The following is a 26493-nucleotide window of genomic DNA, read 5'->3' on the forward strand; positions in this document are numbered from 1 at the left end:
GATCCTCTGTCGATAGCCGGCGTACGGGGGGAGCGGCGACCAAGTGTGGGACAGGATGAGCGAGTTGAAGGCTCTCACCCCACTCTTCCCGGAGGCCCGCAACCATGACCCGCAGTCACCCGCACCCGCACTCCCACCCTTCTCGACGCGCCCTCCTGGGCGGCGCCGCCCTCACCGCGTTCGCGGTGGCGACGGGCGCAGGCGCAGGTACGGCGAACGCAGCCACCGGCACCAGGACCGCGGCGGCCACCACCGGCGGCGGCACGTGGCCGACCGAGTTCCCGCTCCCCAACGGCTTCCTCCCCGAGGGCATAGCCATCGGCAGAAAGCCGTACGCGTACATGGGCTCGCGCGCCAACGGCGCCCTCTACCGCACCGACCTGCGCACCGGCGAGGGCGGGATCCTCTTCGCGGGCGGCACCGGCCTGATAGCCGTCGGCCTGAAGCTCGACCATGACGGTCTCCTGTACGTGGCAGGCAACACCGGTGTGGCCCGTACCCATGACTCCCGCACGGGCGAAGTGGTCGCAACACACCAACTGACAGAACCGACCGGCCACTTCATCAACGACGTCACGCTCCTCGGTGACCGAGCCTGGTTCACCGACTCACGCGCCGCCGCGCTCTACGGAGTACCGCGAGGCCGGGCCGGAACCGTACGGACGTTGCCCCTCACCGGCGACTGGGTCCAGCTCCCCAACGTCAACAACGCGAACGGCATCGTCGGCACGCCCGACGGCCGCGCCCTGATCGTCGTCAAGAGCACCCCGGGCGAGCTCTACAACGTGAACCTCAAGACGGGTCACGCCACCAAGATCACGCTGATCGGCGCGACCGACGTGGTGAACGGCGACGGCCTCTACCGCATCGGCCGCACCCTGTACGTGGTCCAGAACCGTCTGAACCTCATCAGCGTGTTCCGGCTCAACTCCAACGCCACGACGGCCACTCTGACCGGCACGATCACGGACCCCCGCTTCGACGTCCCCACAACGGCGGCCCGCTTCGGCAACCGCCTCTACCTGGTCAACGCCCGCTTCACCAGCCCGCAGACCCCGGAAACGACGTTCACGGGCGTGGCGGTCCCGATCTGAGGCCGAGTACACGTACGAGTAAAGGATGGGGCAGAGGGACCGAAGCGACCTCTGCCCCATCCTTTTGCCGCTGAATTCCTGTGCGGGATTGTCCGCGGGCTTCCGTACGGGACCGACACTTCCACCCTCCTCGAAGTGTTACCGCGTTCGGGCGCCTGGTCGTCACACTGGGCGGAATCCGAGCAAAGGAGCACAGCACTTCATGACTCTGCGCCGAATCAACACGTTTCTTACCTCGATCACCATGGTGGCGGCGGCATCGCTGTTCGGCCTGGCGGGCTCCGCCCAGGCACAGCAGGCCGCGCCGGCCGCGGGCTGCTCGTCGATCGGGGGCGGAAAGTACAACTGCAATGTGTGGAAGACGGCTTCCACCTGGTGGTGCACCACGACCGAAGTGACGGACAGCTGTGACGGCGTACCGGCCGGAACCCTGCGCGCGGGCACCAACTACTTCTACTGCCAGATCTGGGGCCACAACTTCTCGTCCGGCCCGTACTACAACCACTGGTGGGCGCTGACGGACGACGACAGCGGCAACTCGCGTGTCTGGCTGCCCGTCGTCTGGATCAGCGGTGGCGTCAACGACGGAAAGATCCCGGGCCTCCCGGAGTGCTGACGACGCCGGCTTCGTCCCAGGGCGCCACCGCGAGCAGTTGGCGCCCCAGGGGAGTCGCCGTGTGCAGGACGTACTTGCCGTCGCGGTGGCTGGCCACGAGCCCCCCGTCGCGCAGAACGCCGATCTGGTAGCTGACACTGGGCAGCGCGAGCCCCACCGCCGCGGCGACCTCCGAGGTCGTACGACCACTCCGTCGTACGACCTCGACCAGTACCGCGGCCCGCGACCTGCCCAGCAGCCGTACGAGCCCGTCCTCCGTCGTGCACGGCAGGTCAAGGGGGTTCTTGGCCACGGGATAGACGAGTACGGGTGGCAGGCCCGGGTCGGCGAGAGCGGTCGGGCGGCGCCAGCAGAAGTACGAGGGGACGAGCGTCAGTCCGCGGCCGCCGAGGTGGAGATCGCGCTCGACGGGATAGTCCACTTCCAGGACGGGGCTGTTCCAACGGGCCAGCGGCCGCAGCCCGTTCAGCAGTGCCTGGGTGCCGCCGTCCAGCAGGGCCTGGGTCCGGATCCCGACATCATTGCCGACCACCGTGCGGACGTGGGACCAGCTCGGCGCCAGCAGCGCCCCGAAGTACACGCCGAGCGCCTGGGCCAGCGAACTGAGGGCACCACAGCCCGGCCTGCCCAGTGACGCGGCCCAACTCGGCACCGGCCGGGACCCGGCCAACTGCGTCAACTCACTCGCCAGCCGACGGCGAGGTGTGGCCCGTACGAGTTCGAGTCCGGCGGACAGATCGGCGCCCGTGACCGGCGGCGTGAGGAAGTCCGGGATGTAACCGAAGCTCGGGATCAACGTCTTGAGCGGCTGGACGGCGTGATTCAGAGGCGCGTCCTGCTGAATTCTCTCGCGGACCGATTGACGCCAGTGGCCGAATTCGAGCGGCCCTTGTCTTGTCTGCAAACGACACATACTGCAGACGAGTTCCCACAGCGGATCGGGCTCCCGAACAAGGCGAATGTTCTGCAGATCATGATTGGTGAAGTGAATCCGGAGCATACGTCCCCCTTCGCCCGCAGACCCAACACAGACTTTCGCGGCCCGGGGCCGAGGAGCCCCAGAAGAGGACGATCCGAGGGCGGGGAAGGTTGCGTTCCTGGGCCGCCTTGACCAGGTGCCAAGGCCCTTTCCAGGCAAGGGAATTCCGTAATTCGCCAGAGGACCGGATCGGGGTGTCGGGCAGGGGGGGTTCAGGCGGCAGTGTCCAGGCGGAGGTGTTCAGGCGGTGGCGTCGTCGTAGGCCAGGTCGCCGCCGCCCAGTTCGCGGGATGCCTGCGCCTGGGCGAGGAGCTCCCTGGCCTTGGCCTCGACGCCTTCGATGGCGTCGGCGCCGGCGACGAAACGCAGCGGCGGCTTGTCCTGGTCGGCGATGGCGAGCAGGGCGCGGGCGAGCTTGACGGGATCGCCGGACTGCCGGCCGCTCATGCTCTTCCACGCCGCGACGGTGGCCGTGGTGCGCTCGGCGTAGTCCTCGATGGTCGGCTCGGGCCAGGTGGTGGAGGCGTCCACGAGCAACTCGGTGCGGAAGAAGCCGGGTTCCACGACGGTGGTGCGAATGCCGTAGGGCTCGACGTCGTAGCGCAGCGACTCCATCCAGCCCTCCACGCCGAACTTGGAGGCGGCGTACGCGACGCAGAACTCCTGGCCGATCAGACCGGCGGAGGAGGAGAGCGTGACGACGTGGCCCGCGCGCTGTTTGCGCAGGACGGGCAGGACGGCGCGGGTGACGTTCATCGGGCCGAAGAGGTTGGTCTCGATCTGCCGGCGCATCTGGTCGGGCGTGATCTCCTCGAAGTAGCCGGCGAAGAAGTTCCCGGCGTTGTTGATCAGGACGTCGATGCGGCCGAAGCGGTCGACGGCGGCCCGCGCGGCCGCCTCGGCGTCCTCCGGGCTGGTGACGTCCAGCCTGGTGACCAGCAGATTGTCCTGCGGCCCGCCGAGGGTCTTCTCGACCTCTTCGGGGCGACGGCCGGTGGCGACGACCTGGTGGCCCGCGGCGAGGGCCTCGCGTGCGATGTCCGTGCCGAGACCGCGTCCGGCACCGGTGACGAGAATGACCTTGCTCATGGCTGGTTCCTTTCAAATGGCGTGGCGATGCGGTGGTGCGGTGATGAGGGGCGGGTCCGAGGGGTGAGGGCCCGAGGAGGCGGTCGGGTCAGGGTCGGTCAGGCCTGGTCGGTGGGCATGATCCACAGCTCGCCGACGGAGGCGTGGCGGGGCCGGGTGACCATGTACGCGACGCCGTCGGCGATGTCGTCGGGGACGAGGACCTCGGTCTGCTCGTAGAAGGCGCCGATCGCTTCGCGGATCTCGGGCTTGTGGTCGTTGTGCGAGCCCAGCTCGGTGTCCACGCCGCCCGGCTCCAGGACACCGACGCGTACGTGCCGCCGGGTGACCTCCTGGCGCAGGGACTCGGTGAAGCCGTTCATGCCGAACTTGGTGAGGTTGTAGACGCCGTATCCGTTCCAGGCGACGCGGCCGGCGATCGAGCTGATGTTGACGATGTCGGCGACCCGGCGCGGCCCGTCCTCGGCGGCCCTGAGCAGGTGCGGGAGGGCGGCGCGGGTGGTGTAGAGCAGCCCCTGGACGTTGACGGCGATCATGCGCTCCCACTCCTCGACGTCCGCGCCGACGACGGGGCCCAGGAGCATCAGGCCCGCGTTGTTGACCAGGATGTCCAGGCGCCCGAAGCGCTCGACGGTCTCCTGTACGGCTACCTCGGCCTGGGCACGGTCGGCGATGTCCGCCTCCACGACCAGCGTGGTGCCGCCCGCCTTCTCGATCTCGGCCGCGAGCTCTGTCAGACGGTCCTTGCGGCGGGCCACGAGAACGACGGAGGCACCGTCCTCGCCGAGCCGACGTGCGGTGGCGGCACCGATACCGCTGCTCGCACCTGTGACGAGAGCGATGGTGCCGGTCAGTTTCGTTGCCATGGGGGAGTCCTGATTCTGATTCCGAAGATCGCAGTGCCGACGGCACCGCGGAGGAGCCGGGAGACCAGCGGCGGAACCACCGCCGTGGAGGGGTGCGCCATCAACAGAACCTGTTGTGACAGGAGGGTGGGAGTCCCTGATGAGGGGGTCACTGAGAGGGACCCCCAGCCGACGGGAAGCGCTCGTAGAGTGGAGCACATGGCAGGCAAAAGCGACCCTTATGGTGCCAATAGCGATATTCGCGGCGATTTCCGTGCGGAGATCCGGGAATTCCTGGGCACGCGAAGGGCGAGGGTCACCCCGGAGCAGGCTGGGCTACCTGCCTACGGCGGAGACCGCAGACGGGTCACCGGTCTGCGCCGGGAGGAGGTGGCCCTGCTCGCGGGCATCTCCAGCGAGTACTACACCCGGCTGGAGCGCGGCAACGCCACCGGTGTCTCGGAGAGCGTCATCGACGGCATCGCACAGGCGCTGCAACTCGACGAGGCCGAGCGCATCCACCTGCTCGACCTGCTGCGCGGCGCCGGCACGACCCGCCCACCACGCCGCCGACCGGCCCAGCAGCGCGTCCGCCCCGCGGTACAGCGCGTACTCGACTCGATGACCGGCACACCCGCGTTCGTACTCAGCGGCCGCCTGGACATCCTGGCGGCCAACGCCCTGGGAAGGGCACTGTTCTCCCCGCTCTACGAGGCCCTGACGGTCCCCACGTCCCCCGCCGCTCCCGCCAAGCCAACTGACTCGGCCGCCCCTGCTGGCCCTGCCGCCCCTGCCGCCCCTGCCGCCCCTGCCGGACTCGCCGACTTGGTGCGGCCACCGAACAACGCCCGGTTCGTCTTCCTCGACCCGCACGCGACGGAGTTCTTCCGCGACTGGGACGAGGTCGCGAACGACACGGTCGCCATGCTGCGCGCCGAGGCGGGCCGCGACGCCTACGACCGGCGACTCACAGACCTGATCGGCGAGCTGTCCACCCGCAGCGAGGACTTCCGCCGCCGCTGGGCGGCCCACAACGTCCGAATCCACACCACAGGCGCGAAACGCCTCCACCACCCGGTCGTCGGAGACCTCGACCTCCCCTTCGAGACCTTCCCACTGGGCACGGACCCCAGCCAGCTCCTCCTCACCTACACCGCGGAGCCCGCTTCCCGCTCCCAGGAGGCCCTCAACTTGCTGGCGAGCTGGTCCGCGCCGACGAACGACGACACCACCGAGTGGAAGCCGACCGCTGAGCGAAATTCGACCGCTGAACGGAAGCCGACTGCTGAACGGAAGCCGACCGTTGATCCCGAGCCGCCCGACGCCGCCGATTCGATGGAGTGACGCGACCGATCCCCACCACGCTGCCCCCCCGCTCGGCGCCTGCCCCCCAGTGACAGACACCCAACTGGCCCCCAAACAGGCCCACACAACAAATCAGGCCCGGCGCTGATCTCTCAGCACCGGGCCTGACCTGGTGTTAAAGCTGTCGGGGTGGCGGGATTTGAACCCACGACCTCTTCGTCCCGAATGAGGTCCGAACAAGATCCAGACCTGACCTCAGTGGTGTCTGTGCAGGTCAAGACCTTGCTATGAGTTGGTCCGCCGGAGCGCTTGGTGGGCGTGGGGGGAAGATCTTCTCCCAGTTTTCTCCCAGCAGTGGTCCGTGGCCGCTGCTCTGTGGCGCAGCATCAGATCGACCCGAACCTTCGAACTAGCCTTCCTCGTAGCACAGTTCGGCTACCGGGGGTCCGTGGCCATGACCCGCGAGGCATACTCCATGGCGCGGCCAGTTCGGCAATCGGGTCTGCAGGGGACGGGGACGGTGGACTTCACTTCCTGGGCTGATTGGGCACGAGCACTGCTGGGTGCGACAGTCACATACGCGATGATGATGCTGATTTGGAGAGTGGTGGTGAAGGCGGCTGCCTTCAGTGACCCGCACCGGCATACAGGGCGCCGCATTGTCTTGGTCCCTCGTTGGATCGTCCGCCCCCGTACGGAGATGGTTAGAAGCCAGTTGCGCGTTTCCACGGCCCTCCGGCGGCATCAGGGGTTAACCCCCACGGCCCAGTTCTTGCACCGCCTGGTGGAGATGGATCGCTCGGAGCGCGTGTTGCAAGTAGGCCGGTGGGTCTGGTCCCAGGTCATCCCGTCCATGCTGCTGCTCTGCAGCGTCGCGCTAGGGACGTGGCTTGTCCTCCAGGACATGGGCAGTGGTCCGGTCTCGGCACTGCCGAGCTTGCACGATGTCCTCAATGCCGCGCTGGGCTCAGAGGGGTGGTACCAGGGTGAAGCCGACTACTGCGTCTCATGGGCGTTTCTGAGGGGATGTGAACCGCAGTTCGTCTCATGGTGGAGCGGTATCGAGTCGGGGTTGGCCTTTGGAGTCGCCGCGGCATGTCTCCTTGCCGCGTGGAAACTTTGGCGGATGGCTACTCGGGAATTCGATGTGTGGGAGAAGCAAGAACCCCCGCTCCTCGACTGCCTAAGGGCGCTGACAGCCTGCCGTGACGCTCTGCGCTCACCGGCTCCGGCAACGTCGATTCTTGATATGCGCATCGCCGAATTGCGCGCAGGATTGCAGGAATTCGCTCGGGAAGGCCCGCCAGCCGACTCTGATCGCCGTGCCGAACTGGAAGAGCACACTGGGCAGGTAGCCAGAGTCCTTCATGAGGCGATGGGCCAGGTTCTGCGGGATGGCACCACCGCCTTGCCCATGCTCATACAGTTGCTCGCCACTGTTCAGGACCGGCTTCATGACTCGCGGTGGCTTGTGCTACTCGACCATTCCATGCTCAGCGGCGCACCCGCGCCGGGGCCAGCTCCTGCCCCGGGGCCCGCGGTGACTGCACCTACAGCTGATTCGGGCCGCTGGCAGCGGTACGTGGTTATAGCGACGGCGCTGCCCACGGTTCCAGCGCTGCTGGCGCTGGGCTTCACAGCAGTGACGATCAGCCAGGCTAAAGACATGCTGAGGCTCACAGAGCGCGATCAAGTCGCCTCTAGCTACAACGAGACGATCGCCAATCTGGGTGATAAGTCCATCAACGTTAGAACCAGTACCATCTTTGCCATTCAGCGGATTATGCGAGATTCTCCGCGTGAACAGCCCGCGCTGGTCGAAGTCCTGAGTTCTTATGTTCGTGAGCATGCCAAGATGCCTGCGAAAGCACAGGCGGAGCGAATGCGAAAGGACGTGAAAAGTCGGCCTGCCGATGACGTGCAAGCTGCACTCACCGTGCTGGGGTCGCGGCAGCTAGATTCAGAAGCAGATCCAGTAATAAACCTACGAGACACTTTCCTTGCCGGAGCCAACCTATCTGGCCTGAACTTCTACAATGCAGATCTGCGTGGCGTTGACCTGACTCGTGCGGAGCTGCAAGGTGGTTATTTTGAGGAATCCTGGTTCGATGGTGCCCAGATGTCTGAAGCTATTCTGAGTGATGGGGATTTCGAAGAGTGTGATTTTCTCAGAACGGATCTACATGGTGTCTGGTGGGATGGAGCAGACTTTGAGGACGCGGACCTAACGGAAGCTGATCTCAGTGGTGCCAACCTCTTCGAGCGAGAAGACGGTGCAATGGTTGACCTCGAAGGTGCAGAAATGTCCGGCGCCGACTTGAGTGAGGCTAATCTGACGGATGCACTCCTCATGGGAGCTGATCTCAGCAAAGATAATGATCAGGGAATTCCAGCGACGAAACTCGCTGGAACGAACTTTACTAACGCTGACCTCAGTGGAGCGCTGTTGGACGGTACCGACCGGAAAACGGCCATCTGGGATGGAGCACACCTACCTTAGTGTCTTGAACTGATTACGAATCAAGGTGACCCACATATATGAGTAGGGCATGGGGCGCCTGGTTTCAATCCACGACCTCTTCGTCCCGAACGCGATCAGGACCCCTCGTGACGTCCCTTGGGCGAGGTTCGGCCCGTGCTCTCAGCGGAGTGGTCGTCCGTCACTGTCCATGAGAGTCCCCCTCTGACTGCCGCGTTTGGCCCCCTGTTTGGCCCCCAGCGCGCTTTGGACGGGGGTCGGCACCTAGAGAGCTGACCCCCGTTGGTGGTGGTCGTCGTCAGGCGTACGTAGTGGCCGTGAGACGACCCAAGGACGGCGCCGTCTGCCAACGCAGCGACCTTCCGGGCTCCTCGAACCGGAGCGATGTCAGAGCCATCAAGTACTTTGCTGCACGGGTGCCTTGCCTGCCGCCCCCTGCCCACGACGACTCAGTGCCGTTATGATCCGCCAAGTTTCTACTTGGGTGGGTTATCGCGGACTGTGACCAGATTTGCACTCCAGGTAGTAGACTGATCCGGCCATGGCGGACAGTTGGCCAAAGGAGCCGCAGAAGTGCCGAATTTGGTACCCAACAGGCCAATTTATCACATCACGCATATTCGGAACCTTCCAAAAATTCTCGACCAAGGGGGGCTGTTTAGCGACAATTCTTCTGCCCGAAAAAATCTTACCGACACGGATATTGGAATGCCCGGCATTAAGCAGCGTCGACGTACGACCTCAGTCGACTGTGGCCCCGGCGGCACTCCCGCAGATTATGTCCCATTCTATTTTTGTTACCGGTCCCCCATGCTTGCTTCTATTAATTACGGCAACGTACCGACCTATCGGGAGGGTCAAGAGCCAGTTCTGTACTTGACGTCGACCCTAACTGCCGCAAGGAATTCCGGTCTTCCTGCCGTATTCACTGAAGGCAACGCGGGAGCCACGTTCGTCGATTTCCACTCCGATGATGTCGAGCTTTGCGAGAAGCTGATTGACTGGCCACTGATGACTCAGAAGTGGTGGAACGACATACCTGAGGACCCGAACCGGGCAAGTCGACGCCAGGCTGAGTACCTAGTGCACGATTTCTTCCCAATCTCTCTCGTGGCTTCAATAGTTGTCCACAATGAAAATCGAGCCAGAGAAGCTCGAAATATTCTCGCTGAACACGGTGTCTCAATTCCCGTGATGGTGTATCCTGAGTGGTACTACTAATGAGTGGAGGGGTGGCGACGGTGATCCAAGAATCGCAAGGAAACCTGCTTGAAGCGGACGCGGAAGCCATCGTCAACACTGTTAATACTGTTGGCGTCATGGGGAAGGGTATTGCCCTCCAGATCAAACAAGCTTTCCCCGAGAACTTCAAGCAGTACAAGGCTGCCTGTGACCGAGGGGAAGTCAGGGTCGGTGAAATTTTCGTTCATGACGCTCACCATCTTGGCCCCCGACGGTACATTCTGAATTTCCCAACAAAACGTCACTGGCGCGGCAAGTCGCGCATCGAAGACATCCAAGCAGGTCTCGACGCGCTAGTTGAAGTAATAAAGAAGTGCAACATTGAGTCCGTTGCAATTCCCGCTTTGGGTTGCGGAAATGGGGGCCTCAATTGGGACGATGTCCGTCCCATGATTCACGCTGCTTTCGAGCCTCTGCCATCGGTCAAGGTGTTGCTGTTCCCCCCAACAGGTGCCCCGGCGCCTGATTTGATGCCGGTTCGTACGAGCGCGCCAAACATGACCCGGGGAAGGGCTGCACTCGTAGCTCTGTTGAGTGGCTACGTCGAGCAGGCAAAGTCAGAGCGCGTAGAAGCCCCTAATGGGGCATCGCTACTCGAACTCCAGAAGCTTATGTATCTGCTTCAGGCTGTCGGAACACCTATGCGTCTCCAGTACCAGAAAGCGCAATACGGCCCCTACGCTGAAAACCTGAATCATCAGCTTCAGCGGATGGAGGGCCATTTGGTTCGGGGATATGGGGACCGAACTCAGCGTGTACTCGACTTTCACCCCATCGCGCTCACGCGGGATGCGAAAGCTTCTGCGGATTCCTGGATCGAAGAGCATCACGATGTACAGCTAAAGGAATCTATCGATAAGGTCCTTGAGCTGATCGATGGATTTGCTTCTCCGTATGGCCTTGAACTGCTGTGCACGACGCATTGGGTCATTCATGAACTTGGGACTGACGCCCCACAAAGCGCTGTCATTGACACGCTCCAGAAGTGGAGTCGTCGCAAGGCGGAGATTTTTACTGATCGGCACGTTTCGGTTGCCTGGAAACGTCTGCAAGCGAAGCACTTGGACGCACTCTCTGTCTGAGTAGCCTCAGGCAAGCTGTGGCGCGGGCTTTCGCGTTGCGCGCCGGAGAGTGCGAAAACACGAGATCAGAGACCCGGACACAGTGTCCGGGTCTCTTTGCTTTGGGCCCGTCACGCTCGTACTGGCTCTGATGGTGAGCAAGGCGAACTACCCACCTCATCACCGGCTCTGTACCGTGAAACCAGCCCCCACAACCAGCAGGAGGCAGCACGCAATGCGTGGTCTCGGAGATCACCTCAGCATCGGCGAGCGGATCGCGTTCTACCGCAAGCGCCGCGGCTATACGCAAGAGGTTCTGGCTGGACTGGTCGGCTACAGCACCGACTGGTTAGCGAAGATCGAAACGGGGCGCCGGAAGTCGCCCCGTATTGACATGCTCGCGGAGCTGTCGCGCATCCTGCGTGTTCCCCTCGGGGATCTACTCGGTCAGACCGTGCTCATGGAGGACGAGAGGCAGCACGACGACGTTCCGGCCGTGCGCGACGCGCTCATGAGCCCGAGCCGGCTGTCTCGTCTGCTCTTCGGCCCTGAGGCTGAGGTACAGCTCCCTACGCCTGCACCTGTGGCCGTGCGTGTGGAGCATGCGTGGAACGACTACCAGGGTGGGCGGCTCGGCAGCGTCATCGCCGCGCTGCCTGCACTCCTCCAGACCGCACAGGAGTTGGAGGAGCGAGCGGCACGGCGTGGCGAGGACCGTAGCGACTGCTGGGCCGTGTCGGCTCGCACTCACCACCTCGCCGCGACGACGCTCGCGAAGATTGGCGAATCGGACATCTCATGGCTCGCTGCCGAGCGCGCGATGCGTGCCGCGGACGAGTCGGACGACCCGCTTGTACTGGCGTCGGCCGCACGGTCCGGTACACACGCTTTGCTGGCCAACGGCCGGTATGACGACGCGTTGGAGCTGGGCAACACAGCCGCCGCATGGCTGTCGTCTCGGGTGGCAGACAACGACCCGGCGGCGCTGAGTCTGCTGGGGATGATCCATCTGCGAGCCGCCGTGGCAGCGGCACGTCATCAGGACCGGCCGGCCGCAACAGGCCTGTTGGACCGAGCCGAGGAACTCGCGGATGACCTCGGGTCGGATGAGAACTACTGGCAGACCGGCTTTGGGCCCACGAACGTCCTGCTTCACCGGCTGTCCGTTGAGCTGGATCTCGACAACGTGTCGTATGTGGTGGAACACGGCCGGATCAATGTCGACCACATGCCGCAAGAACGAAGTGTGTCGCACCGAATCGACTTCGCGCGAGCCCTGTCGCTCAGCGGGCAGGGCGATGAGGCATTCGCGGAGCTCCGCGCTGCTGAGCGCACATCACCGCAGCTCGTACGCAACAATCCCAGAGTGCGTGAGACGCTGCGAGACCTGGTCAAGCAGTCTCCGGTAACGGGTGGCTCGCGTTCGTCCGAGGTGTTCGTGATGGCTCAACGGTGCAGGGCGGTGCAGTGAGCGCAGGCAGGCGCGGGGTGCTGGGAGTCGTCGGTTCAGCGGCCGGAGGTGTGGAAGCGCTGCGCACCGGTTTGGTTGAGCCCGCGATGGACCGTGGATGGCAGGTGGCCGTCACGCTGACGCCGACCGCAGGTCAATGGCTACGGATGAGCGGTGAGGTCGAGCGGCTGGAGAAGCTGACCGGTCTTCCCGTGCGCGATGAGCCGCGGTTGCCCGGCGAGGCCCGTCCGCACCCGCCGGTTGACTGCTACGTGGTCGCCCCTGCGTCAGCGAACATGGTTGCCAAGCTCGCGACTGGCCTGATGGACAACCAGGCACTGACACAGGTGGGAGAGGCAATCGGCACCCTCGGTTTGCCCGTAGTCGTCTTCCCTCGGGTGAACGCGGCGCACGCTCGCCACCCGTCGTGGCAGCGCCACATCGACACCCTTCGCGCCGGAGGTGTGCACGTCGTCCAGGGCCCGGACGTGTGGCCACTGTATGAGCCGCGGGAAGCGCCGGCGGGCCGCACACTCCCGTGGTCAACCGTGCTCGACACGGTCGATGAGGCCACTCGATGACGAGTCGTCAACTCTCCTGACCTGCAAGGAAAGAGGACCCGGACAGTCTGTCCGGGTCCTCTGCCGTTCCCGGCTGCATGCTCATTGGCATGTCAGGGATCAATGAGCGAAGCGGCGAGCCGGAAGGCATGACTCCTGCTGAACTCGCTTTGATCAAAGCGAGTTTGAGCGAGGCGCGCGTCAAGGTCGAACGACTGCTGAGGCGCGCGGACGAACTCACGGCGATGGTGGAGTCTCGCTGCCCACGAGCCGCTCAAGCCGATCTAGACGCTCCCCGAGCGAGTGGAGGGCGTCATGAATCGTGCTGAGCTCTGCCGCCAAAGCGCTGAACGCGGGGCTACTGCCCGGCTCGGTGCCGAGGGGCACAGCAGGATCGCGGACGAACGTTCCGCGGCCCTGCTGAGTGAGAACCAGTCCCTCGTCACGAAGCTGGCCGAACGCGCTCTGAACAGTCATGAGTTGCACGCCAAGTTCCTTGGCGAGCTTGCGAGCGGCTGGGAGCTGGTCACCCGGCTCGTACTCGCGATCGGGGCCCACGATCTTCTCGCGGAACCCCGTCGCAATCTCCTTGGCCGTAGGCGTCTGCTTTGGCGCTTCAGGGCTCTGGTCCATGGCATCGAGAGTAACCGGACCTAGGTCAATCTCTGATCCTTCCTCGCATCCCCTTGACAGTAAGATTGACCTAGGTCAATCTGAAGTCAGAGCGGTACGGGGAGTCCGGAAGGGCTTCACGGGCTGCACCTCGCAAGTGCTTGACCTGCACGAATGGAACGGGATTGCCCGTCTGGCTGCTGCTTGCGGCGGCCGGAAGGCGGCTTCGGCCGCACGCCGCGGGCCCCGCGCTGATCGTCCCTTGAGAACTGCATAGGTGGGCCCCGTCTCCCCGAGTCGAAAAGACGGCAGCGCGGCTGTGACCGCGCATGTTTCCAGCCTCGGTATCCAGCCGTGAAGGGCGCGGGATCGAATCCCGCCTGAGGCGCTTTCCCCTGTCGCGCTGCGGCTCGGGTTCTTCCGGAGCAGCCACCGTCTCACCAAACGCCTGTGGCTGCTCCGGCTCCATGTCCCTCCCACTTCAGGAGCCTTTATGCGTACGTACATTGGCCGACAACAGGCCATCTCCCCCGAGGACTTCGCGGAACTGGCCCTTGGCACCCCTGTTGAGCTGTGGCTCGGGGTCGAGGGCGAGAGCGACGAAGAGCGCGCGGCCCGTGAGGACGCGGCGCGCGACATCCTCGCCGATGACCCGGACCTTCCCGATGACCTGATCCGCATGGCCGCGCAGGTCATCGAGGAGAACCCGGACCTGTTCGACGTCGTCCCCATGGTCCGCCCCGCCCGCCGTCGCACGGCACGCAAGAGGGTGGCGGCATGACGACCGTGCAGACCATCGAGTCTTCGGCCGTGCCGCCGCTGACCCGCCCGGAAATGGGGCTTGCCGGTGTCGGCGCGCTCGCCGCGGCCGGAGTCGGTGCGCTCGGTCTGATCTCCTCCTTCGACGCCGTGTCCGAGGCTGCGGCCCGTTGGGGGTTCAGCGAGGCGTGGATGCTGCCGGTTGGTATCGACGTAGCTATCCCTGTGTTCACCGTGGCCAACCTGCTGTTGATCCGGATGGACATGGCGCTCGCATGGGTGCGGTTCGTGCCCTGGGTGCTCACTCTGATCACCTGCGGGCTCAACGTCGCCGCCGGACACGACGTGTGGGCCAAGGTTGCGCACGGCACCATGCCGCTGCTGTGGGTGGTGTTCTCAGAGATCGGCGCGCACATCTACGCCGTTCGCATCGGCGCGGCCACCGGCCGCCGCATGGAAAAGATCAGGTTCTCCCGCTGGCTGCTCGCGCCGCTGTCGACGTTCGCGCTGTGGCGTCGCATGACGCTGTGGGAGGTCACCTCCTACAGCGTGGCGCTTGCCTGCGAGCGGGAGCGGCTGTTGGCCCGGGCGGACCTGTATGAGCGGTTCGGCTGGAAGTGGCGTTGGAAGACCCCGCGGCGTGAGCGCGTGATGCTGCGCACGGGCGAACTTGCCCCCGCCACCCAGCAGGACACTGCCGTACCGGCGCCGGTGGAGAATCGGCCGGCACAACCGCCCGCGGCCACGCCGCGCCCGCATCGACAGTCGAAGCCGAAGGGCAAGGGCACAGCGCAGCGGTCCTTTGAGGTGCTGCTAAGCGAGGCGCGCAAGCTCACCGCGACATGGACGGATGCGGAGCTGAACGCGGAAGCAGTCCGCACCACGGTGCACTGCTCGGCCACCAACGCCCGCAAGTTGCGCGACGCGCTGAAGGCCGAGCGCGCCGACAGCCGCCCGCTGCACGCGGTCGACAACGCCGTTACCGATTCGCGTCCGTCTGACGCGACCGACGACAGCGGCGAGGGGGCGGCGGCGTGAGCACCCTGACCACGGTCCTGCTGTCCACGCTGCCCCTGGCTGCGGGTTGGGCGGTCCACGTGTGGTGGCTGCGCGCTCGCCTGCACACGGCACGGCGTGACCCGCTCACCGGGTTACGCACCCGCGACGGGTTCACCCGCCGCGCCACGGCCCTGCTGAAGGACTCGCGCGCGGTGGTGGTGCTGGCCGACGTGGACCGCTTCAAGCAGATCAACGACACCCACGGCCACGCTGCCGGGGATGCCCTGTTGAAGGCGACCGCGGAGCGCCTTGCTCACCATGTCGGCCCGTCCGGGGTTGTGGGACGGCTCGGGGGCGATGAGTTCGCCGCCGTTGTCATCGACGACCACGGGACCGCGGGTGACCTGCTCGCCGTACTGCACGGCGTGCTCGCCCGCCCGGTCGAAGACCAGGACCCGGACATGCACATCACCGTCTCGCTCGGCTGGGTCCGCGCCTCCGACTTCCCCGCCGATGACCTGTCGGGGCTGTTGCGGCGGGCAGATGAGGCGATGTACGCGGCCAAACAGGGCCGCGCCGGACTGCGCCGCGCGGGACTGGGGCGGCTGTTCGCCACCGTCACCGGCCGCCGCTCCGGCCGCACCGGCGCCCGCACCGCGGTGCCGGTCGTGGGAGTGGCGGCCTGATGTCGGCCGTCTACAGCAAGTGCTTCGGCCCGACCGGCGCGCTTCACGGCGTGCCCACCTACCCGTGGCGCCTCGCCCCGGATGGTTACGCCACTCGCCGGCAGCTCCGTGCGAAGGGGCTGCGGCCGGGTGGGCAGCCGATACAAGCGCAGGTGATGCGGGTCAACCGGCGCGCCGGTGGCGTGCGGGTCGCCTACCTCTACCGCGAGGACCTGGCCAAGCCGGTCCGCCCGATGACCTCACGCAAGTGGGGCGCGCTCGCGCTGGCGATGCTCTCCCGCCGCACCTGCCCTAGCTGCCGGATCGATGTCGGCTACTGCATCCCCACCTCGTACGGCATCTGCGGTCTGTGCATCGCCCTCGAAGAACAGTGCGCCGCCTGAACTACCAAAAGGTCGTGATAGTTGCGCCCCTTCCGGGGGCCGACGATGCAAGCCGCGGGCCCGACCGCTCACCTTCCACAGCGTCGGCCGGGCCCGCTCAACCCTCCCTTTCGGAAGGAACTGTCAGTGAAGCACCCCGACGACGACAACGAACTCTTCAACCGACTCGAAGCCGAGATGACCGCCGACTCCGGGGGCGAGGTAGTCGACCTCGACAAGGCCCGATCCGCCCGCGAGCAGTCGGCCGACCCGACCGCCCGACCCGACGCCAACCCGTCGGCCGACTCCGCGCCGGACCGGTCGGGTACCGAGTCGGGCGACCCGACCGCCCGTGTGTTGGTCGACCAGCCGACCGCGAAGGCGGCCGGTCCGGGCTACCTCGGTCGGCTGCTCGCCGCCAAGCGCCGTCCGGTCGTCCCTGTGTGGCTCAAGTCGCTCGCGGAGCTGCGGACCGCGTCGGCGTGGGTGGCCCGCCACTACGCCCACTCGGTCGGCTATCACGCGCTGCGCTCTCCGGTCTATGCCGCTCGCCTCACCTTCCAAGCGCCGTCCGGCGCCGCGAAGTTCGTGGGCGCCACGATGCGGTGGGTGGCAGACCGTGAGGGCGAGCCGGTCCGACTCGCTGCGGTCCGGCGCGAGGACGCGGCCGAGTACCTGAAGCTCTCGCGGCAGCGGGACGGTCGGGTCCGGCTGCGCACCCTCGTGGCCGTGCTGGCGATGTTCATAGGACTGGGCTCCGCGCTCGCCATCTACGTCCTCGCCCCCGACTGGCTGCAAGCCGTGTCGGTCGGCGCGGTGACGATGGCGCTCGGCTACGCCGGCCGCAAGGCCGACGACCCGGTCATCCACAAGGCGGTGGAACTGCCCAAGGCCGTGAAGCTCACCAGTGACATCGTGCTGCGCGCACTCGGCTCGCTCGGCATTCCCGCCATCAACCAGGCCCAGGGCAAGGGGCGGGATGGGTTCGAGTTCACCGCCCCGATCACCCGCGACGGTCCCGGCTGGCGCGCTGAGGGGAACCTCCCCTACGGCGTGACGGTCACCGACGTCATTGAGCGCCGGGACCGGCTCGCGTCGGGTCTGCGCCGGCCGCTGGGCTGCGTGTGGCCCGAAGCGGTCCCGAACGAGCACACCGGGCACCTGGTGCTGTGGGTTGGGGATCAGGACATGTCGACCGCGAAGAAGCCCAAGTGGCCGCTGCTGACCAGCGGCATCGTGAACCTGTTCAAGCCGGTCGCCTACGGCACCGACCAGCGCGGACGCTGGGTCGAGGTCACGCTCATGTACATCGCGGGGATCATCGGCGCCATCCCGCGCATGGGTAAGACGTTCCTGCTCCGTCTGCTGCTGCTCATCGCGGCGTTGGACCCGCGCGCGGAGCTGCACACCTATGACATGAAGGGCACCGGTGACCTGGACCCGGTCGGCAACGCGGTCTCCCACCGGCATGCCGCGGGCGACGATGACGACGCCATCGAGTACGCGCTGAACGACTTCCGGGCGCTGCGCGAGGAATTGCGGCGCCGTACGAAGGTGATCCGCTCGCTTCCGCGGGACATCTGCCCGGAGTCGAAGGTGACCAGCGAACTCGCCGACAAGCGCTCCCTCGGTCTGCACCCGATCGTGATCGGGGTGGACGAGTGCCAGGTCCTGTTCGAGCACCCCAAGCACAAGGATGAGTTCGAGGAGATTGCAACCGACCTGGTCAAGCGCGGTCCGGCCACCGGCATCGTGCTCCTGCTCGCCACCCAGCGCCCCGACGCGAAGGCGCTGCCCACCGGCATTTCCGCGAACGCGTCGGCGCGTTGGTGCCTGAAGGTCATGGGCCAGTTGGAGAACGACATGGTGCTGGGCACGTCGGCGTACAAGCGCGGGGTGCGGGCGACCATGTTCGCGTGGGGTGACAAGGGCATTCACTACTTCGTCGGTGAAGGCTCGGACGCCCGGATCGTGGGCTCGGCCTACGTCGACGGACCCGCAGCGGACAGCGTCGCCGCCCGCGCCCGCAAGGTGCGTGAAACGGCCGGCACACTCTCTGGCTACGCGCTCGGGGAGGAGCCGGAGACGGTCGCGAGCGCGTACGACCTGCTCGCCGACATCCTCGCCGTGGTGCCCGCCGCGGAGCCCAAGGTGTGGTCCGAGACGATCGTGTCCCGGCTCGCCGAGTTGCGGCCGGAGGTCTACGACGGATGGGACCCCGACGCGCTGAACGCGGCTCTGAAGCCGCATGGCATCGCCACCATCCAGGTGGGCCGCCGCGTGGACGGCAAGGTCGTCAACCGGCGCGGCATCGAGCGTGCCCACATCACAGCCGCGATTTCGGAGCGTAACGGAAAGCGGGACGCGGGCTAATCCTCCGGGGTCGCTAACGCTAGCGGCACACCCCGCTAACGTTAGCGACCCCGCTAGCGCCCCAAACCTGCTGTGATCAGGCCGCTAGCGGATAGCGGCCCACCTGCGGAAACCCTGGAAACCCGCCCGGAGGGCCCGTCATGACCCCTGCCCTGCTCGCTATCACCCTCATTCTCGGCGTGACTTTCTGTTACGTCGCTGTGTGTGCGTCCTCGCCGTTCGGCAACTGCCGCAAGTGCTCCGGCTGGGGCTTCGCGATGCGCACCGACCGCAAGGGCCGCATGAAGCGCGGCAAGGACTGCCGCCGCTGCCGCGCGACTGGCAAGCGCATACGCGTGGGCCGCTGGATCTACAACCGCGCCGCGCGAATCCACCGCGCGGGCACCGCCGACTGACCCGGAAGGACACCGATCCCTATGGCCGTGACCATCTCACTCGCCCTGCTCTTCGGCTTCGTGCTGTTCATGCTGCTGCGCTCCAAGACCCTCGGAGCGGGCTCCGCGTTCGTCGCCGTGATGTTCGGCTTCTACCTCGCCTCCACCGGCGCCGCCACCACCGTCAACGAACTCATGAGCGCCCTCGTCACCGCGCTCCCGGACCTGTAGGAGACCGCCGTGAACGAACAGATCGTGGCGCGCCACTGGCTCGCCCTCATCGCCCCCAAGGCCGCACCCGCGCTGGCCACCTCCACCGTGCTGATCCTGGCCCGGATCTGGAACGCCAACGGCGCCGAACACTCCCTCGGCAACGCCGTGTTGATGACCGCGCTCTCCCTCGCCGCCGCGGCGGCCGGCGCGTGCGCGAGCATCGGCCGCGCCGGAGACCCCGTCATCGCGGGTACCGCGTTCGCCGCCTCCGGCGGGCTCGCCCTGGCCGGGGTCGCCGGATACGCCGACGGCATGTCGCTGCCGCTCCTGCTGTGGGTGCTCGCGACCGCCATCGCCTACGGGCTCGCCGCCCGGTACTGGCGACAGGACCGCCGCACACGCGTCTCGTACGAGCGACACGTCAGCGAGCGACGCGAGGAATACGCCCACATCGAGCGCGTCGAGACGATCCGCGGCACCACACAGATCGAGGTGGCCCGCACCGGTGCCGCCTACGCCGAATCCCTCGCGCAGGCACTCACCGCACGCGCCGCGCTGCCCGGCTTCGACCTCCAGGCCCTCGCCGACGCGGGCCTGCCCGCCATTGAAGCCGGCAATTAGCACTGAGCTTGGAGAGGCATTAAGCGGGAGGTCAATGCTGCGTCAATGTCGTCTACTCAAGGTGCAGCTGTAGGCGGGAACGCATGCAAGCCCAACTTCCGATACACAACCTCAGGAGGTGTGTTGGACGCACGCCACGCGATGTCTTCGAAGTACGGCATGGTGTTGCGCCGATGCGCTTGACGTTCGAGATACACGAACGGCGCCAGCACGATCCAAGCGCGCAGCAGGCTCCTCCCATACAAGCCGATGATCAGAGACTCATCGATGATGCCGTGGGCGACCAGCTTGCCAAGGTCGTTGTAGAAGAGGCCAATACGTTGCACGTGCCTCTTGGCCTCTTCTGGAAGTTGCAGGTACGACACCGGCTGTGGGTGTTCGACGGCTAGCCGGTACAGCACGTACTCAACTGCTTCCAGGTAGTCGTCTCCCCGGGAGTCCTTGAATCCTTCCAGGATCATCGCCAGGACAGTCGACTTACGGGCTGACATGAGTTGGCTTCTCGCCAACCAGGCGGACGTCACCAATGCGGTCACCGATACGAACAGTGTCACGACGTTCAGGACCATGTCGGTGCCCCCACTTCTGTCAACCCGCGGCGCCAATATGTTCCGCCGCAGAACGCTTTGACAGAAGCCCTCAGCCATCAATGCGCTGGGCGACTCCTTCGGTAGCCGCATCAGCGATCTCAGGACCTGCATGCAGACACACCCGAGGCGGGCGCCGTCTCACCACAAGCCTGCGCCCGCCCCGGTTCTCCAGTCCCTCCAAGAGAGCAGGAGACCTCCAGCATGACCCAACGAACGTCATTCGGCGAGGGCCGCCCGGCCCATGCCATCCCATCGAGCAGGCCGGGGGTGACGGCATGAACCGCCACCTCCTGTACGCCGCACTGGACGCGGCCGAGCGCGGATGGTCTGTCCTCCCACTGCGCCCCGGTGACAAGCGTCCGGCCCTGCACGGCGAGGGCGTCTGCCCCGGCATTGGCGACTGCGCGGGCGGTCACCGCAAGTGGGAAGAGCGCGCCACCATCGACCCGGACCGCATCCGCCATGCGTGGGGCGACTTGCCGTTCAACATCGGCATTGCAACTGGCCCGTCCGGACTGGTCGTCGTCGACCTCGACATGCCCAAGCGCAAGAGCAACAGCAGTGCGGACACGCCTTCCGGCGTGACGACCTTTGCGGCGCTCTGCGAGCGCGCCGGACAGGCCATCCCCACCACCCGCACGACGCGGACCGCGAGCCGCGGGGTCCACCTGTACTTCACCGCCCCGCCCGGTGTCCGGCTCGGTAACACGGCCGGACGGCTCGGCAAGCGCATCGACACCCGCGCGTGGGGTGGCTACGTCGTCGCTCCCGGCAGTCTCACTCCCTCCGGCGCCTATGCGATCGTCGACGACATCCCGCCCGCCCCGCTGCCGGATTGGCTGCGCGACCGCCTGACGGGTCGTCAAGCTTCGCGGGCACTAACGGCTGCACCGTCGTCCGTGCGAGCGTCCAGCTACGCCATAGCTGGTCTGAACGCGGAAACCGCGTCCGTGCGGCAAGCCCCGGAGGGCGAGCGCAACGCCACGTTGCTCCGGGCAGCGCGAGCCCTGGGGCGGTTCATCGCGTGGGGCGACCTCCCCAGGGAGCAGGTTGAGGAGGCTCTTCAGTGGGCGGGGGAGCAGGCCGGTCTCTCGCCGCGGTCCTGTGAGGCGACCATTCGCAGCGGTCTGAACTGGTCCATTGCCCGCAACAGCCAGCGGAGGGCGGCATGAGCACCCCTCCCCGCCCCCTCCTGAAGAGCCTTCCCGCCACCCCGTCCGGTCCGCGCGCCGCCGCACAAGCTGTGCCCGGCCCGGCCGTGGGCGAGCCGAAAGGCGCCGCCGTAGGCGTCCGCACTGCTCTTCGCCCTGACCCGCGCAGGAACGACGGCCGCTATCCGGTCGCGTGGCTGCACATCAGCGCCCCGCGCGGCGCCGTGCCTACGGCCACCTCGAAGTGCCAGTGCGGCAGGGACCGCAGCGCCGTCGGTCGCACGAAGGTACTGGCCCTGATCACCGACCACACCGCCCATCGCGACGCATGCCCGTTCCGCACCACCCAGGAAGGGAGGGCCGCGGCATGAGCGCCAATCCGCCGGCACACCCCACGGACGGCTCCGCTCTGCTCGATGAGGTCGAAGCCTTCCACCGTCGCTTCAACGTCTTCCCCCTCGAAGCCGCCTACGTCGCAGTCACGCTGTGGAACGCACACGCGCACCTGCTCGACTGCTTCGACGCCACGCCCCGTATCGCGTTCCTGTCGCCGGAGCCGGGCTCGGGGAAGTCACGGGCACTGGAGATCATCGAAACCCTGGTGCCCAAGCCGCTCGTTGCGGCCAACGCATCCGCGTCGGTGCTCTTCCGCGCCGTCTCCACCCTGGAGACCCGCCCCACGATCCTCTTCGACGAGGTCGACACCGTCTTTGGCCCCAAGGCCGGAGACAACGAACCCCTGCGCGGGTTTCTCAACGCCGGGCATCGCCGCGGAGTTGGGATGTGGCGCTGTGTCGGAGACGGAGCCAATCAGCAGGTGCAGGAGTTCCCGTCGTACTGCGCGGTGGCGATGGCAGGGCTTGGCTCGCTGCCGGACACGATCCTGACCCGCTCGGTCATCATCCGCATGCGCCGCCGCGCGCGAAACGAATGGGTGGAGCCCTACCGGCAGCGCATCCACGAGAAGGAAGGCAACGCGCTGCGCGACCGGCTCACCAACTGGGCACAGTCCGTGGCGCACCTGGTCGACGGAGTGTTCCCCGAGCTGCCGCCGGAGGTCACCGACCGGCCCGCGGACGTGTGGGAGCCGCTCATCGCGGTTGCCGACGCTGCCGGAGGTGAGTGGCCGGAGCGAGCCCGCACGGCATGCGTGGAACTGGTCAACGCGGCCAAGGCCGGAGACAAGGGCAGCATCGGTATCCGGCTGCTGATCGACCTGCGCGACCACGTGTTCAACGGCATCGACCGCCTGCCCACCGTCGCCGTTCTCGACCGCCTGCACAGCCTCGACGAGGCGCCATGGGCGGACATGAGCGGCAAGCCGCTGGACGCGCGGGGACTGGCGCGGATGCTGCGCGAGTACATGACCGCGGACAACACCCCGGTAGCGGCACGGAACATCAAGGCGGGCGGCAGCGTGATGAAGGGCTACTACGCCGCGGATCTCCATGACGCGTGGGAGCGGTACTGCCCCCACCCCCTGAGGGTCCGCTACTTCCGCTACCTCCGCTACCGCGCAGGTCAGAGGGCTATAAAAGGTAGCGGCAAGCGCGGATTTTGCCGCTACCCGCACCGCTTTATCCGCTACCGGTCCCGCACCACACCGAGAGCCGGTAGCGGATTCATCCGCTACCGCTACCCCTATCCGCTACCTCGATCATGCCCCTGACCAGGGCGGTAGCGGAGGTAGCGGAAGTAGCGGACCTGACAGGAAGGGGGCCGAGCCCTTCCTGTCCGCTCAACTTCCATGAAGAGGTGACATGAACTCGGGCCAGAGGAACCAGAGCCTTCCTCCGACGTACTCGCCTGCCCAAATCGCTGAGGCGCTCGACTGCTCGGAGTGGTGGGTTAAGGAGCAGGCGAGGCGCCGCCGTATCCCGTTCATCCGGGGCGGCAGCGGCTATCGCTTCACGAAGGGGCACGTTGAAGAGATCTTCCAGATCCTTGAGGAGCGTCCCGACCCGGTGAACGCATCGGAAAGCAACGCAACTTCGACGCGACGACGTACACACGCGCCGTCGGAAGCACCTGTGTTGCAGCTTCGGGCACGTCGTCCGCGGCGCGCACGAAACGCCGCCTGACAAGCGAAGAGACCGCGATGGGTGGGGAGCTGTAACTACGGCTCCCCACCCATCGCCTTTTTATGAGAGGGAGCATGGGGTTCGCGGAAGGCCGCGGCACGTACTGGCGTGGCCGCTACAAGATCTCAACCGGCAGGTACGGCACCGTTGCTGACGACAACGGAGACACCATCCGCTTCCGCACGAAGCGCGAAGCCAAGCAAGCCGCCGACGCCGAAGAGGCGAAGGTTCGTTCCGGCGGCTGGAAGGACCCCGCGGCCGGACAGATCACATTCGGTGAGTACGCCTCACGGTGGTACGCAGCGCAGGACCTAGCTGCCTCCACGATGCAGAACTACCGTCGCCACCTCGAAGAGCACCTCCTCCCTGAGTTCGAAGACCGTCCGCTCGCGTCGATTCAGCGCACAGACGTCGACACCTGGGACAAGAAGGAACGGGCGCTCTACGCCGTATCGAGCGTCAAGACATGGCGAGGCACCCTTCACCTGGTCCTCGAAGACGCGGTGGACGAGGAACTCATCACCTCCAACCCCGCAACCAAGCGCCGCGGAAGGGGCAAGCGCGCTGGTCGCTCACGTGACCGCGGACCGGAGAAGGTGGTCACAGACCCGCTCGGCATCCTTCTGCTCGCCGAACGAGCCTCCATCCTTTCCGGCCGTGACGATGAGTTCGTCGGCACCGTCACCAAGGGCTACACCGGTATGCGGTGGGGCGAAATCGTGGGTCTGGAGACCGAGTTCCTCCGACCCGCGGCCGTGCGGGTGGAATGGCAGCTCTACGAACTCGACTCGGGAGAGTTCGAGCGCTGCCCTCCTAAGGACGACAGCTACCGCACCATCGATGCTTGCCCCTGGCTCGTTCGTCTGTGGGCTGGCCACATTGCTCGTACGCAGCCGACCCCGTGCCCCTGCCACGGCAAGACGTACATGTTCCGAGGGCAGGGAATCTCCCGGACGGGGGAGAGCGGAGCGAAGTTGGTGGACGTTGCGCGACGCGCCGGCGTTTCCACCGGCACTGTGTCCAACGTCCTCAACCGGCCCGATGCCGTAGCCGAAGCGACCAGATCTCGAGTGCGGGAAGCCATCGAGGTCCTCGGCTTCACCCGTGGCGGGGGCGCCGTTGACCAGGCGGCACACTGGCGAAGGAACGGGTTCGCCACGTGGCTCTTCACGCCGGCCGCCTCAGGCTGGTACCCGAAGAAGGCACCGCAGGAATCACGGCCCGTGCCCGTACTGGCCGAACCCTGGCCCGGTGTCCCGGCGCGGGGGAGAGGCGCGCAGGCACGGGCGGATGTGTGTTGGGTCCCCATTGCGAAGGGGCTCACCCCTCATGGGCTGCGCCACACGCACAAGACGCGTATGGAGGGGTTTCGTACTCCGCCGAAGCTGATGGACGAGCGCATGGGGCACATCGACGGATCGGTACAGGCGCGCTATTCACACATCACTCGGCAGATGCGGGAGGACCTCATGGCCCACCTCACCGCTGAGTGGGAGGCGGCGCTCGACGCCCGGCTGGCGATGTGCCTGACGTCTCCGGTGCCCGTGCTCAATGCGCTCTTGAAGGAGCGTCTAGCCCGTCGCTAGTCGCCCAAGGGCTTGGGCCGACTTCATGGTTCAAGCTCCGTTGCTCAGCCTTGTTGGGCTGCTCCTCCTCGTGAGGCGCAGCCCAACAAGGCTGAGCGAAGCCCGGCGATGATCAGAAAGCGCGGAAGACGACACAGATCACGTTGGGCTCTTCCTCCACCAGGCGATGACCGCGATTAAGGAGCGCAGGCGGTTCAGGAACTCCTGGCCTGGGCTGACGGCTGTGGATTGAACCACCTTGGAGAAGTACACGTCGTTGGGCACCTCGCCAGCCATCCAGGCCCGCCCCGACTCGATAATCTCAACCTCACGCTCAGGCATGCTGTCCCCCCAGAACAATGTGCCAGTTCCACCACACGTTAGGGCCACTCGTCCGCCTATGGACCTCTTCGTGCATCTCAACTGTCCTTACCCTGACTTGGGGTAGCCTTACCGCGCTGCGCGCCTCCAGGCTGTCGGGGAACACCTGTTCCATTGACGTGCTCGCCATTTCCCATCGCGTGTGCAGTGCCCAGTAGATGAGTTACGGCGCGAATATAGGATGCGCGGACGTGTTTCTTGGTTAGCTTCTTGGCTTCAGGGGCATCGATGATCAAGATCCCTTGCGGCTCGTTGCCGGCGTATACGGGTGCGGCGATGGCAGATCGATACGAATCTCCGAGGTTGTAGCTTAGGTTACCGTCAGCGTTCTTGGTGTCTTTTACGTAGACGATCTCCTTTCCGTTCATGGCGTTTATAAGATCATCTTCGTCCTTCTTTTCCAGTTGCCGCGGTGGCGTGTCTCGGTTGTGGTGGCAGACGAGTCGAAGGCGCCGCCTGCCCTGCAGGGCGAAAAAGGCTGCCCGCGCTCCTGGGCTCCCGTGCTGAGCTGCGCAAGCAGTGAGTCGATCTTGGATTTTGGCCAGTGTGCTGGCTCTCTCGTCGGGGCGAGTGGCTAGTGTTCCCATCTCGTCGGCCACGGCGGAGATCACCGCCTCGTTCTTGATGACGGCATTGCGGCGCTCGTTCTTCTGGGTGATTCGCGCAATCAGCGGAGCCATGATCGCGAAAAGCGCGCCGAGAGTGATGTAGCCGATCTTCATTACGCCTTTAGCGCTTGGTACCTGAGTCCCGCAAACGAAGGTCAAGCCCGGTGCGACGATTGGCAGGAGCACGAGCGATATCGCTCGCAATAAATTCAAAGATTTTCCGAACATTGCACCTTCTGTAGGACCTGCATCCTCGACGTTAAATGATGATCGACAAGGCTGCGTGGTTAGCTAAGATGAAGGCAGCAGTATGTCGAAGAAAATGACCGTGGCAAGGCTGCCCGTCGCCGGAATGGGTGAACCTGAATTGGCGCACGGAAGCGCGGAGGGGGCGCCTT

General features: G+C 65.8%; 26 protein-coding genes and 1 pseudogene. 20 read left to right on the forward strand and 7 right to left on the reverse strand.

The features are described 5' to 3' along the window. The first annotated feature begins 104 nt into the window (after positions 1 to 104). Together JEQ17_RS25445 and JEQ17_RS25450 are read left to right on the forward strand one after the other, a co-directional pair. Positions 105 to 1094 (forward strand): SMP-30/gluconolactonase/LRE family protein, encoded by a 990-nt coding sequence (locus JEQ17_RS25445; protein WP_200397366.1) that lies wholly within the window; start codon positions 105 to 107, stop codon positions 1092 to 1094. A 202-nt stretch (positions 1095 to 1296) separates the two neighbouring features. Then, on the forward strand, positions 1297 to 1710 hold the full coding sequence (locus JEQ17_RS25450; RefSeq protein WP_200397367.1) for a hypothetical protein: 414 nt from the start codon (positions 1297 to 1299) through the stop codon (positions 1708 to 1710). Here the strand turns inward: JEQ17_RS25450 and JEQ17_RS25455 are convergent. The 3 genes from JEQ17_RS25455 to JEQ17_RS25465 form a co-directional block, all read right to left on the reverse strand. After that, positions 1673 to 2623, reverse strand: a complete 951-nt coding sequence (locus tag JEQ17_RS25455; RefSeq protein ID WP_234048366.1) for an ArsR/SmtB family transcription factor — start codon at positions 2621 to 2623, stop codon at positions 1673 to 1675. The two genes, JEQ17_RS25450 and JEQ17_RS25455, sit on opposite strands and share 38 nt — an antisense overlap. Before the next feature lie 306 nt (positions 2624 to 2929). Next, positions 2930 to 3778 (reverse strand): SDR family oxidoreductase, encoded by an 849-nt coding sequence (locus tag JEQ17_RS25460; RefSeq protein WP_200397369.1) that lies wholly within the window; start codon positions 3776 to 3778, stop codon positions 2930 to 2932. A gap of 98 nt (positions 3779 to 3876) precedes the next feature. Beyond that, positions 3877 to 4644: an SDR family NAD(P)-dependent oxidoreductase gene (locus JEQ17_RS25465; RefSeq protein ID WP_200397370.1), complete on the reverse strand. Its 768-nt coding sequence runs from the start codon at positions 4642 to 4644 to the stop codon at positions 3877 to 3879. A 198-nt stretch (positions 4645 to 4842) separates the two neighbouring features. Between JEQ17_RS25465 and JEQ17_RS25470 the strand changes: the two genes are divergently transcribed. The 6 genes from JEQ17_RS25470 (at position 4843) to JEQ17_RS25495 (ending at position 12741) form a co-directional block, all read left to right on the forward strand. Then, the gene (locus JEQ17_RS25470; protein ID WP_234048367.1) at positions 4843 to 5967 is read left to right on the forward strand and encodes a helix-turn-helix domain-containing protein; all 1125 of its coding nucleotides are present in this window, start codon (positions 4843 to 4845) and stop codon (positions 5965 to 5967) included. Positions 5968 to 7177: 1210 nt separating this feature from the next. Next, positions 7178 to 8428 (forward strand): pentapeptide repeat-containing protein, encoded by a 1251-nt coding sequence (locus JEQ17_RS25475; RefSeq protein ID WP_200397371.1) that lies wholly within the window; start codon positions 7178 to 7180, stop codon positions 8426 to 8428. Between the two features lie 552 nt (positions 8429 to 8980). After that, the gene (gene darT / locus JEQ17_RS25480) at positions 8981 to 9628 is read left to right on the forward strand and encodes a type II toxin-antitoxin system toxin DNA ADP-ribosyl transferase DarT (protein WP_200397372.1); all 648 of its coding nucleotides are present in this window, start codon (positions 8981 to 8983) and stop codon (positions 9626 to 9628) included. Between the two features lie 11 nt (positions 9629 to 9639). Further along, the gene (gene darG, locus JEQ17_RS25485; RefSeq protein ID WP_200397373.1) at positions 9640 to 10731 is read left to right on the forward strand and encodes a type II toxin-antitoxin system antitoxin DNA ADP-ribosyl glycohydrolase DarG; all 1092 of its coding nucleotides are present in this window, start codon (positions 9640 to 9642) and stop codon (positions 10729 to 10731) included. Between the two features lie 214 nt (positions 10732 to 10945). Next, positions 10946 to 12181, forward strand: coding sequence for a helix-turn-helix domain-containing protein (locus JEQ17_RS25490; RefSeq protein WP_200397374.1), 1236 nt, complete (start codon positions 10946 to 10948; stop codon positions 12179 to 12181). A gap of 50 nt (positions 12182 to 12231) precedes the next feature. After that, positions 12232 to 12741 carry a flavoprotein gene (locus JEQ17_RS25495; protein WP_234048368.1) on the forward strand — a complete coding sequence of 170 codons (510 nt, stop codon included), beginning with the start codon at positions 12232 to 12234 and terminating at the stop codon, positions 12739 to 12741. 216 nt (positions 12742 to 12957) lie between these two features. Here JEQ17_RS25495 and JEQ17_RS25500 read toward each other — a convergent pair whose 3' ends face one another. After that, a complete protein-coding gene (locus JEQ17_RS25500; protein WP_200397376.1) occupies positions 12958 to 13353 on the reverse strand; it encodes a GntR family transcriptional regulator in 396 nt (131 codons plus the stop codon). A gap of 472 nt (positions 13354 to 13825) precedes the next feature. On the opposite strand from JEQ17_RS25500, the gene JEQ17_RS25505 reads away from it, so the two are divergent. The 8 genes from JEQ17_RS25505 (at position 13826) to JEQ17_RS25540 (ending at position 19719) form a co-directional block, all read left to right on the forward strand. Continuing rightward, positions 13826 to 14113: a hypothetical protein gene (locus JEQ17_RS25505; RefSeq protein ID WP_200397377.1), complete on the forward strand. Its 288-nt coding sequence runs from the start codon at positions 13826 to 13828 to the stop codon at positions 14111 to 14113. After that, the gene (locus JEQ17_RS25510; RefSeq protein ID WP_200397378.1) at positions 14110 to 15129 is read left to right on the forward strand and encodes a DUF2637 domain-containing protein; all 1020 of its coding nucleotides are present in this window, start codon (positions 14110 to 14112) and stop codon (positions 15127 to 15129) included. Before JEQ17_RS25505 ends, JEQ17_RS25510 begins: the two co-directional genes overlap by 4 nt. Next, positions 15126 to 15776 carry a GGDEF domain-containing protein gene (locus tag JEQ17_RS25515; protein ID WP_200397379.1) on the forward strand — a complete coding sequence of 217 codons (651 nt, stop codon included), beginning with the start codon at positions 15126 to 15128 and terminating at the stop codon, positions 15774 to 15776. Before JEQ17_RS25510 ends, JEQ17_RS25515 begins: the two co-directional genes overlap by 4 nt. Next, a complete protein-coding gene (locus tag JEQ17_RS25520) occupies positions 15776 to 16159 on the forward strand; it encodes an RRQRL motif-containing zinc-binding protein (RefSeq protein WP_200397380.1) in 384 nt (127 codons plus the stop codon). The genes JEQ17_RS25515 and JEQ17_RS25520 overlap by 1 nt, the downstream gene beginning before the upstream one ends. Positions 16160 to 16285: 126 nt before the next feature. Continuing rightward, a complete protein-coding gene (locus tag JEQ17_RS25525; protein ID WP_200397381.1) occupies positions 16286 to 18511 on the forward strand; it encodes a cell division protein FtsK in 2226 nt (741 codons plus the stop codon). 140 nt (positions 18512 to 18651) lie between these two features. Next, positions 18652 to 18906 (forward strand): hypothetical protein, encoded by a 255-nt coding sequence (locus JEQ17_RS25530; protein ID WP_200397382.1) that lies wholly within the window; start codon positions 18652 to 18654, stop codon positions 18904 to 18906. A 21-nt stretch (positions 18907 to 18927) separates the two neighbouring features. Further along, a complete protein-coding gene (locus JEQ17_RS25535; protein ID WP_200397383.1) occupies positions 18928 to 19116 on the forward strand; it encodes a hypothetical protein in 189 nt (62 codons plus the stop codon). 9 nt (positions 19117 to 19125) lie between these two features. Then, positions 19126 to 19719: a hypothetical protein gene (locus JEQ17_RS25540; protein WP_200397384.1), complete on the forward strand. Its 594-nt coding sequence runs from the start codon at positions 19126 to 19128 to the stop codon at positions 19717 to 19719. A gap of 56 nt (positions 19720 to 19775) precedes the next feature. Here the strand turns inward: JEQ17_RS25540 and JEQ17_RS25545 are convergent, their stop codons facing one another. Beyond that, entirely contained in the window at positions 19776 to 20288 is a 513-nt protein-coding gene (locus tag JEQ17_RS25545; protein WP_200397385.1) for a DUF4760 domain-containing protein, read from the reverse strand. Between the two features lie 296 nt (positions 20289 to 20584). On the opposite strand from JEQ17_RS25545, the gene JEQ17_RS25550 reads away from it, so the two are divergent. The 4 genes and pseudogenes from JEQ17_RS25550 (at position 20585) to JEQ17_RS25565 (ending at position 25127) form a co-directional block, all read left to right on the forward strand. After that, on the forward strand, positions 20585 to 21481 hold the full coding sequence (locus tag JEQ17_RS25550) for a bifunctional DNA primase/polymerase (RefSeq protein WP_200397386.1): 897 nt from the start codon (positions 20585 to 20587) through the stop codon (positions 21479 to 21481). Then, a complete protein-coding gene (locus tag JEQ17_RS25555) occupies positions 21478 to 21831 on the forward strand; it encodes a hypothetical protein (RefSeq protein ID WP_200397387.1) in 354 nt (117 codons plus the stop codon). The genes JEQ17_RS25550 and JEQ17_RS25555 overlap by 4 nt, the downstream gene beginning before the upstream one ends. Next, positions 21828 to 23002: pseudogene (locus JEQ17_RS25560) on the forward strand (DUF3631 domain-containing protein). Before JEQ17_RS25555 ends, JEQ17_RS25560 begins: the two are co-directional and overlap by 4 nt. A 613-nt stretch (positions 23003 to 23615) precedes the next feature. Continuing rightward, a complete protein-coding gene (locus JEQ17_RS25565) occupies positions 23616 to 25127 on the forward strand; it encodes a LacI family DNA-binding transcriptional regulator (protein ID WP_200397389.1) in 1512 nt (503 codons plus the stop codon). 138 nt (positions 25128 to 25265) lie between these two features. Here JEQ17_RS25565 and JEQ17_RS25570 read toward each other — a convergent pair whose 3' ends face one another. Together JEQ17_RS25570 and JEQ17_RS25575 are read right to left on the reverse strand one after the other, a co-directional pair. Further along, a complete protein-coding gene (locus JEQ17_RS25570; RefSeq protein ID WP_200397390.1) occupies positions 25266 to 25448 on the reverse strand; it encodes a hypothetical protein in 183 nt (60 codons plus the stop codon). Positions 25449 to 25525: 77 nt separating this feature from the next. Then, positions 25526 to 26323 (reverse strand): hypothetical protein, encoded by a 798-nt coding sequence (locus JEQ17_RS25575; RefSeq protein WP_200397391.1) that lies wholly within the window; start codon positions 26321 to 26323, stop codon positions 25526 to 25528. Positions 26324 to 26493 lie beyond the last annotated feature (170 nt).

It is taken from the genome of Streptomyces liliifuscus (genome assembly GCF_016598615.1).
GTDB lineage: Bacteria > Actinomycetota > Actinomycetes > Streptomycetales > Streptomycetaceae > Streptomyces > Streptomyces liliifuscus.

Coding starts and splice junctions, on each gene's coding strand:
- JEQ17_RS25445 (WP_200397366.1), top strand. CDS start 105: ATGACCCGCAGTCACCCGCACCCGCACTCCCACCCTTCTCGACGCGCC.
- JEQ17_RS25450 (WP_200397367.1), top strand. CDS start 1,297: ATGACTCTGCGCCGAATCAACACGTTTCTTACCTCGATCACCATGGTG.
- JEQ17_RS25455 (WP_234048366.1), bottom strand. CDS start 2,623: ATGTGTCGTTTGCAGACAAGACAAGGGCCGCTCGAATTCGGCCACTGG.
- JEQ17_RS25460 (WP_200397369.1), bottom strand. CDS start 3,778: ATGAGCAAGGTCATTCTCGTCACCGGTGCCGGACGCGGTCTCGGCACG.
- JEQ17_RS25465 (WP_200397370.1), bottom strand. CDS start 4,644: ATGGCAACGAAACTGACCGGCACCATCGCTCTCGTCACAGGTGCGAGC.
- JEQ17_RS25470 (WP_234048367.1), top strand. CDS start 4,843: ATGGCAGGCAAAAGCGACCCTTATGGTGCCAATAGCGATATTCGCGGC.
- JEQ17_RS25475 (WP_200397371.1), top strand. CDS start 7,178: ATGCGCATCGCCGAATTGCGCGCAGGATTGCAGGAATTCGCTCGGGAA.
- JEQ17_RS25490 (WP_200397374.1), top strand. CDS start 10,946: ATGCGTGGTCTCGGAGATCACCTCAGCATCGGCGAGCGGATCGCGTTC.
- JEQ17_RS25500 (WP_200397376.1), bottom strand. CDS start 13,353: ATGGACCAGAGCCCTGAAGCGCCAAAGCAGACGCCTACGGCCAAGGAG.
- JEQ17_RS25505 (WP_200397377.1), top strand. CDS start 13,826: ATGCGTACGTACATTGGCCGACAACAGGCCATCTCCCCCGAGGACTTC.
- JEQ17_RS25510 (WP_200397378.1), top strand. CDS start 14,110: ATGACGACCGTGCAGACCATCGAGTCTTCGGCCGTGCCGCCGCTGACC.
- JEQ17_RS25520 (WP_200397380.1), top strand. CDS start 15,776: ATGTCGGCCGTCTACAGCAAGTGCTTCGGCCCGACCGGCGCGCTTCAC.
- JEQ17_RS25530 (WP_200397382.1), top strand. CDS start 18,652: ATGACCCCTGCCCTGCTCGCTATCACCCTCATTCTCGGCGTGACTTTC.
- JEQ17_RS25535 (WP_200397383.1), top strand. CDS start 18,928: ATGGCCGTGACCATCTCACTCGCCCTGCTCTTCGGCTTCGTGCTGTTC.
- JEQ17_RS25545 (WP_200397385.1), bottom strand. CDS start 20,288: ATGGTCCTGAACGTCGTGACACTGTTCGTATCGGTGACCGCATTGGTG.
- JEQ17_RS25550 (WP_200397386.1), top strand. CDS start 20,585: ATGAACCGCCACCTCCTGTACGCCGCACTGGACGCGGCCGAGCGCGGA.
- JEQ17_RS25555 (WP_200397387.1), top strand. CDS start 21,478: ATGAGCACCCCTCCCCGCCCCCTCCTGAAGAGCCTTCCCGCCACCCCG.
- JEQ17_RS25565 (WP_200397389.1), top strand. CDS start 23,616: ATGGGGTTCGCGGAAGGCCGCGGCACGTACTGGCGTGGCCGCTACAAG.
- JEQ17_RS25570 (WP_200397390.1), bottom strand. CDS start 25,448: ATGCCTGAGCGTGAGGTTGAGATTATCGAGTCGGGGCGGGCCTGGATG.
- JEQ17_RS25575 (WP_200397391.1), bottom strand. CDS start 26,323: ATGTTCGGAAAATCTTTGAATTTATTGCGAGCGATATCGCTCGTGCTC.